The 7,074-nt window shown below is 39.1% G+C and carries 7 protein-coding genes, 3 tRNA genes and 1 riboswitch; of the genes, 3 read left to right on the plus strand and 7 right to left on the minus strand.

What is annotated here, in order from left to right:
- Positions 1-37: 37 nt before the first annotated feature.
- Complete coding sequence (locus tag KH400_RS12040; protein ID WP_217224901.1) at positions 38-1,426, plus strand: hypothetical protein; 1,389 nt, start codon at positions 38-40, stop codon at positions 1,424-1,426.
- Positions 1,427-1,629: 203 nt separating this feature from the next.
- Entirely contained in the window at positions 1,630-2,568 is a 939-nt protein-coding gene (locus KH400_RS12045) for a DMT family transporter (protein WP_217224902.1), read from the plus strand.
- A 43-nt stretch (positions 2,569-2,611) separates the two neighbouring features.
- On the opposite strand, the gene yidD is transcribed toward KH400_RS12045, so the two are convergent.
- From yidD to KH400_RS12080, 7 genes are all read right to left on the minus strand, one after another.
- Positions 2,612-2,851, minus strand: a complete 240-nt coding sequence (gene yidD, locus KH400_RS12050; RefSeq protein WP_217224903.1) for a membrane protein insertion efficiency factor YidD — start codon at positions 2,849-2,851, stop codon at positions 2,612-2,614.
- Between the two features lie 143 nt (positions 2,852-2,994).
- Positions 2,995-3,645 (minus strand): 5,6-dimethylbenzimidazole synthase, encoded by a 651-nt coding sequence (gene bluB, locus KH400_RS12055; protein ID WP_217224904.1) that lies wholly within the window; start codon positions 3,643-3,645, stop codon positions 2,995-2,997.
- Between the two features lie 130 nt (positions 3,646-3,775).
- Positions 3,776-3,850, minus strand: a tRNA-Gln gene (locus tag KH400_RS12060).
- Positions 3,851-3,900: 50 nt separating this feature from the next.
- Positions 3,901-3,975 (minus strand) — tRNA-Gln (locus tag KH400_RS12065).
- A gap of 50 nt (positions 3,976-4,025) precedes the next feature.
- Positions 4,026-4,100 (minus strand) — tRNA-Gln (locus tag KH400_RS12070).
- A gap of 134 nt (positions 4,101-4,234) precedes the next feature.
- Positions 4,235-5,122, minus strand: a complete 888-nt coding sequence (gene dapA, locus KH400_RS12075) for a 4-hydroxy-tetrahydrodipicolinate synthase (RefSeq protein ID WP_217224905.1) — start codon at positions 5,120-5,122, stop codon at positions 4,235-4,237.
- 163 nt (positions 5,123-5,285) lie between these two features.
- Positions 5,286-5,469: riboswitch (Lysine riboswitch) on the minus strand.
- Positions 5,470-5,843: 374 nt separating this feature from the next.
- Positions 5,844-6,050, minus strand: coding sequence for a heavy-metal-associated domain-containing protein (locus tag KH400_RS12080; RefSeq protein ID WP_217224906.1), 207 nt, complete (start codon positions 6,048-6,050; stop codon positions 5,844-5,846).
- Positions 6,051-6,249: 199 nt separating this feature from the next.
- Here KH400_RS12080 and KH400_RS12085 point away from each other — a divergent pair, with 199 nt between their 5' ends.
- Positions 6,250-6,981, plus strand: a complete 732-nt coding sequence (locus KH400_RS12085; protein WP_217224907.1) for a YhcN/YlaJ family sporulation lipoprotein — start codon at positions 6,250-6,252, stop codon at positions 6,979-6,981.
- Positions 6,982-7,074 lie beyond the last annotated feature (93 nt).

A 7,074-nucleotide genomic window follows, 5' to 3' on the forward strand; every position in this document is an offset into this window, starting at 1 on the left:
TAGGATAGTAATATTCGAGATTCATTGAGGAGAGTTGATGACTGTGAATAAACAAGTCATACAGTCTAGTCTAGGTTTTATAAGTGTTCTCATTACGATCTTGTATTTAGTAGATCTGTTTTTCCCAACGGCTTGGCTTGAAATTCTTTATAGCTCATTAGCGGGGATCGTTCTCTTGTTTGCTATATTCTCTGTACGTCGGTTGAATCAAGTCGTGGCTGTTCTGTTAGTGGTCGTCGCTGGCGTTATCTTTATTCTTAATCAAGTGCCCCCACTTACGATTATCTCAGGATTTGGAGAAAATATAAATTTGTTAACCTTGTTTTTACTTGTCCCGTTTTTCGGTGTGATCATTTCAATTGGAGGTTATCTGACAGCATTAAAAGAGAAAGTTCATGAGCAAGAACAACATAACAAAGCTCATCCGTATCGTTTAAGTTATCTATTAACAGCGAGCATGGGTGCCATACTTAATCTTGGGTCGATGCCGATTGTTTATCGCATCGCAGTCGAGAGTTTTTCTGGTTATCGAAGAAAAAAGCTAGTAATGGTGTTGTTGCGTGCGTTTGGCTTTTGTATGTTCTGGTCACCGTATTTTGTTAACGTTGGATTAGTGCTTGTTTTATTTAATGTTTCTTGGCTTCATGTCGGTTGGGTTGGCTTTTTGATTGGCTTATGTTATCTCATGATAAGTCTATTTTTTTTCAACAAGATACATTTTGCGGATGATCCGATGGTTGAGACTGATGACATTGGTGGGGCTGTAAATCGTGGTGAGGCTACCAAAAAGCTCGTCTCATTGCTTTGTTTTTCAGTCACTCTACTGATTATTTCATTTATTTTAGATTACTTGTTACTTGTTAATATGTTAACAGTTGTCTCGGTTTTGGCGCTATTTTATCCGGTTTTATGGGCGGCAATTATTGGAACTTTAGTTGATTACCTGCAAGCGGTGGTTGAACAAATGAAAACGGCATTTATCCGTTTAAAGAATGAGATCGTTATTTTTATTAGTGCAGGTTTTTTTGGCTTAGCGTTATCGTACACAGAAGTAGGGGATGTGATTTCTCATCTTATCTATGATGCATCATATGGTTCTATTTATGTGATGAGTATCCTTATCATTTTATTATCAATCTTTCTATCATTTTGTGGTATTCACCCAGTCATTATCGTGATCGGGATTGGAAGCTCATTATCTCCGGCTCTGTTTGGCGTAAGTCCAGAATATATGGCGGTGTTATTGATCGTTGCTTGGACGTTAGCTACTCAAGTTTCTCCATTTTCAGGTTCAGTATTAATGACTTCAGGGTTAATGCAACAGTCGCCATGGAGGGTTTCGCAACGAAATTTAGGATTTGTTGCCGTCCTCTTGGTAAGCTTGCCTTCATTATTAGTCTTGTTGCAACATTTTGGATTACTATAAAGAATGTTCAAAAAGTCCGTAAAAATGACTGACAAATGTCCTCGTTGGCTTGCTCATGCGTTGCTCACATATGAACAGCATATCTTTGCGGCTTTTAGCTACATGCCTCGAACTTTCGACGCACAGGACGTTGCGATTTTAGCCGACCGGTTCTATTCTTCTCTTTTTTGAACACGCACTATAATAGTTAGGTGGTAAAAAGTATGAAAACTCAAGTGTCACATCTATTTACATACGGTTTATTACTCTTTGTTATGGTATTGTGGGGAGTAAACGTTGTGATGTTAAAAGTATTAGTAGACCATCTTCCCCCAACAACAATGACAGCCGTGCGAGTATTTACTGCAGGTATTATTGTTTTGTTTATTTTAATCTTTCAGCGTCAATTACGAACATTAACGAAAACAGAATGGAAGTTTACAATCATTGCCATGGTCTTTGGTGTTGTTGGGCATCATTTTTTTCTTACATTAGGTTTAACGGCAACGACAGCATCCAATGCATCTTTAATTTTAGCATTACTACCATTAACTACATCGGTGTTGGCGATGATTTTCTTACATGATCAGTTAACAAAATTACGTTTACTAGGTATATTGCTTGGGATCATAGGCGTTTCGGTGATTATCTTTCAGGGAGCGGATAGCCTTGGTGGGGTTAATGTAGGTGACCTTTACATTTTTATTGCGATGTTCGTCCAAGCGATTAGTTTTATCTATATTAAAAAAGCTACAGAAACGCTCGATTCGAAACAAATGACAGGGATCATGCTCGTGTTTGGTTCATTGTTACTATTTGGCTTAAGTCTCATCATTGAGCCACATGGCGTGTCTGGGTTAGGTGAAGGGACCGCGTGGATTTGGTTGCTATTTTTCACGTCAGCCATTTTGGCGACGGCTGTCGGACATATGTTATATAATTCGGCGATCCATAAGTTAGGGGCTGGACAAACCGCGATATTTAACAACCTTGTTCCGTTTTTCGGTGTCATTAGTTCAGCTATCTTTCTTGGTGAAGCCATTGTTATGACACATATTTTTGGTTTTTTGTTCATTGTCATTGGTGTCCTATTGGGTACCGGTTATATGGATGAAAAGCTTGTTCGAAAGATCAATAAGCGTAAAAAGGCCGAATCGATGTAAAGTAAAGGGATTCCAACTCGTTTTCTGAGTGAGGAATCCCTTTTTAGTTACGTGTTTGTTTGTTTTTTTTAGGTTCGGGTACTGGATCGAAACCACCAGGGTGGAAGGGGTGGCATTTAAGTATACGCACAAGGGTGAACCATCCACCTTTCAGTGCGCCCAACCGTTTGAATGCTTCTAAACCATAGTGAGAGCAGCTAGGATAGAAGCGGCATGTGGGTGGTTTAAGTGGAGAAATAAATCGCTGATAAAATCGTATTAGCACAATAAACGGCCATTTCAATAGTGATCCGCTCCTTTTTTAAAAGCTTAGAGATAATATACCATATAAGGGCTCTTTTAAGTAGTTAGCATGGTTTTGAAGCATAAATAAGGCTGCCTTCTAAGGGGTTACCCGAACTTTTTTGACAGCCTGATCATGGTATATTATTCTTTTGTTTGGTTATCCCAGCGGTTATAGTAAATTAAGTTTTCTAGTGCTCGTCGTTTTTCCCATCCTGATGATTCTAAAATTGGTTTATCGGGGTATTGGTCCGTATAACCAAGTGACATTAATGCGATTGGATCGATGTGTGGCGGGATATCTAGAATATCACGGACGTCATTTTTTTTATAGAAACTGACCCAGCCCATGGCTAACCCTTCAGCACAAGACGCAAGCCACATGTTTTGAATCGCACATGCTGTTGATAAAACATCGGTTTCTGGAATCGAGTTTCTTCCTAGTACATGAGAACCACCGCGCGTGGGGTCACAAGTGACACAAATGGTGATTGGTGCTTCTTTAATCCCTTCAATTTTTAAATTGAGGAATTTTTGTTGTCGTTCATTCTCATAATGAATCGCTAATGCTCGTCGTTCTTTATCCGTAGCCCAAGCGAGCCGTTCTTTAATTTTATCAGACGTGATGATGATGAAATTCCATGGTTGCATAAAACCTACAGATGGACCGTGATGGCCTGCTTCAAGAATACGTTGCAGGACCGACTCCGGAATCGGCTTTGATAAGAAGCTTCGCACATCTCTGCGGTTTTCTATTACTTTATAAATGGCATCTTTTTCATTTTGGTTAAACATACAATCAAATCCTCTCTGTCCAGCTTACTTTAATGGTAGCAGGAAATGAAAAGATTGACTATAGTCATTTGACTATTCGATTAGAAGTACGATGGTTAATGAAATTTTAAGTTCATATGAAAAGATAGAGTGGCTGGGCTAGCTGGATTCGAACCAGCGCATAACGGAATCAAAATCCGCTGCCTTACCGCTTGGCTATAGCCCAACATATGTATTAGGTGAATGATGTAAAGGTAGGTTATGAAAGAAAAGAAATGGCTGGGCTAGCTGGATTCGAACCAGCGCATGACGGAATCAAAATCCGCTGCCTTACCGCTTGGCTATAGCCCAACATATGTATTAGATGAATGATGTAAAGGTAGGTTATGAAAGAAAAGAAATGGCTGGGCTAGCTGGATTCGAACCAGCGCATAACGGAATCAAAATCCGCTGCCTTACCACTTGGCTATAGCCCAATGCCTTGAATCAGTTCCTTTACATTTCATATGATTGCACAATCAAGGTGATTTTATACATTTCTTTAAATAGATTTTATAAAAAAAGATCGCATCTATAAAAAGTTCAAATAGGTGCGATCTTGGTGTATGGTTTAGCTTACATAAAACGTCATATTTGGTTGCATGACCGTTTGTAACTGACGATGTTCTGTCTCGCTTAACGGTACGAGAGGGAGGCGAACCGAACCTACGCTGATGCCTCTCATTTCTAATGCAGCTTTTACAGGTGTAGGGCTTGGTGCTGCAAATAAGGCTTTCATCACTGGCAATAAATCTCGATGAAGCTTTGCGGCATGCTCTGGTTGTCCGTTTAAATAGCTTGTCACCATTTCTTGCATTTCGTTTCCAATAACATGAGACGAAACAGAAACGATTCCAGTTCCTCCAATTGACATCACTGGAAGGGTTAAGCTGTCATCACCACTATAAAGGCTGAATTTATCATCGGTTTCTTCAATGATTTTTGCCATGGCTTCTAGATCACCGCTTGCTTCCTTGGTTGCTACAATATTTTCAATTTGTGAAAGACGTATCGTTGTTTCAACAGAAATATTAACAGAACTACGCCCAGGAATATTATAAATCATCACTGGAAGAGATGTTGATTCAGCAATTGTTTTAAAGTGTTGATAGATCCCTTCTTGTGAAGGCTTATTATAATAAGGGGATACAAGCATAATCCCATCAACACCAGCTTCTTCAGCTTTCTTTGTCAAACTGATAGAAGCGCGTGTGTTGTTTGACCCAGTCCCGGCAATAACAGGTACTCGACCATTAACTGTTTTAACAACAAAGTTAAATAATTCCACTTTTTCCTCTGTTGTAAGTGTTGGGGATTCTCCAGTTGTTCCAGCTACAACAATACCGTCCGTACCGTTTGTAATTAAGTGGTTAATGAGTTGTAAAGTTGCGTTGTAATCTACATCTCCATCTTGATTAAATGGGGTTACCATTGCAGTTAATACACGTCCAAAATTCATTGTTTCATCACCCTCTATTCATTATTTTCGATCAATCTTGTAAGGTTTCCACTTTGTATGAATAGAGCTACATCTCTTCCCATTGTTTTTAAAACATGGTGTTACGCAAAAAAGCAACAATGAGAGCCTCATTGTTGCAATAGAATCGTTTAGAACGTTCTATGCGTGAGATAGCCCTCCATATAGTTCACCTGACTATATGACAGTTCTGTATTTGTTCAATAACAGAACCAGCCTCAAGAAAATGAGATTCTTTTGGCTTCGGCAAATCCCCCTTTCAGCAATTCTCAAAGGATCCCATTCTCCTCCAATTGCCTAATTATGGTCTTTGCGCCTCTACCCTCACTTCAATTTTTGAAGTAAAGAATATGCTTATCCGTTTGTGACTCTACCTTAACAAATAACAATATCGTTTGCAATGAAAAATGGATAATTCATAATAAAAATTTTTAGAGTCGTAGCAAGGCTTGAACGAGTTGGTTAACAAATGGAATGTCGTTGACTTTTAAGCTTTCTTTTTAATTATCCATATGACCATGTCGTAGGCGGTAATGCTAGATGATGGACCATTTATGTTTCAAGCAGATGAGGGAGTCAGTCTCACACGATGAAAGGTAATTAAACCATTTTAGGACAATTCGTGAACTTTATGAACACTAACATTTGTTTTTCCTGTATTTAAGAGTATGATCTTAGATTTGTTGTTGTTATTTCATGGGCGTTAAACAATCCAGTAGCCAGCTTCTTCAACTGCTTCTCTCATATAGGTAACGTTTGTTTGTGATTCTTCAAATGTAACGGTGACGGTATTGTTATTTGGATGTACTTTCGCATCAACGACACCTTCTACATTTTCTAATGCATGCTCAACTGTATCGAGGCAATGCCCGCAACTCATTCTCTCCACTTGCAGATCAATATGCTTCATTTTAATCACCTCAGTGTTATTGGGAGCGATCTAGTTTCCATTTTAACAGTGATTCGCTTTTATAATCGGTAGTATGTTAGGCAAGTGTTGAATCTATACGTGTTAATCCTCCATGTAATTTATGCTTGAACTCCCTTCAACTGACAGAGTAAAGGTGGATACTTAACGTCACTCTATATAGTGAAAGGAGAATGGCAGAATGAAACCGAAAATACGAACATGTTTAATATTGCTATCCTTTATTGTCTTTCTTGGTGGATGTGTAGTTCCACAAGACGAGGAGATGGGTGCAAATGCTGATCGTACACAAGGGTTTAGCGGGTATGGTACAGACAATGTCCGTGGGATGGAAGGACCATTATCGGATATGATGGTTCCAGACCAGGACCCTAAAGGGTTAACGTCAAACGTTCAGTCTATTGCAGGAGAGAATCAATACATGACTGGCGAGCGTCAGATCGATATTCGAAAAGATCGAGGACAGCAACATTCTTCACAAATATTAAGTAATCGTCCAGGGACGTTACATGATAAACAAACCTTACGTGACCCTGGGTTAGAAAATCAAACCCAACAATCAGATACTCAAGAACAATTGAGTAAGAATGAGAAAGTTTCATTAATGTCTCAACGGATTTTAGCGATTAGAAGTGTTCAAGATGTTGATATTATTTCCGATGATGACCTTTATATGATCGGTGTAGAATCAAATGAATCAAGGCGGTCAAAACTGGAAAGTGAAGTATTTGATGCCATTCGTGATATTGTAAATCCAGACCAAGTTTATGTGGCGACAGACCGGAAAACGGTGAATCGCATCCGTGCTCTTCGTAATGGGTTCGAGTCAGGCCAGCCGTTGGAAGAACTTGGTGCGACGTCGTCTGAATTTATTCGCAATTTAAATCGAACATTTGAACAAAATCAAAAATAAGAGTCGGTACAAAACTTGAACTGCCCCCTGTCAAGTAGACAGTGGAAATAATAAAAATGACCTAAGCGGCTTTAGCTCTATATTCTATAGGGC

It is taken from the genome of Desertibacillus haloalkaliphilus, assembly GCF_019039105.1.
Classification (GTDB): Bacteria; Bacillota; Bacilli; order Bacillales; family KJ1-10-99; genus Desertibacillus; species Desertibacillus haloalkaliphilus.

Excerpts from the sequence above, each read along its gene's own strand:
- KH400_RS12040 (WP_217224901.1), top strand. The coding sequence starts at position 38 with ATGACTGTGAATAAACAAGTCATACAGTCTAGTCTAGGTTTTATAAGT.
- KH400_RS12045 (WP_217224902.1), top strand. The coding sequence starts at position 1,630 with ATGAAAACTCAAGTGTCACATCTATTTACATACGGTTTATTACTCTTT.
- bluB (WP_217224904.1), bottom strand. The coding sequence starts at position 3,645 with ATGTTTAACCAAAATGAAAAAGATGCCATTTATAAAGTAATAGAAAAC.
- dapA (WP_217224905.1), bottom strand. The coding sequence starts at position 5,122 with ATGAATTTTGGACGTGTATTAACTGCAATGGTAACCCCATTTAATCAA.
- KH400_RS12080 (WP_217224906.1), bottom strand. The coding sequence starts at position 6,050 with ATGAAGCATATTGATCTGCAAGTGGAGAGAATGAGTTGCGGGCATTGC.
- KH400_RS12085 (WP_217224907.1), top strand. The coding sequence starts at position 6,250 with ATGAAACCGAAAATACGAACATGTTTAATATTGCTATCCTTTATTGTC.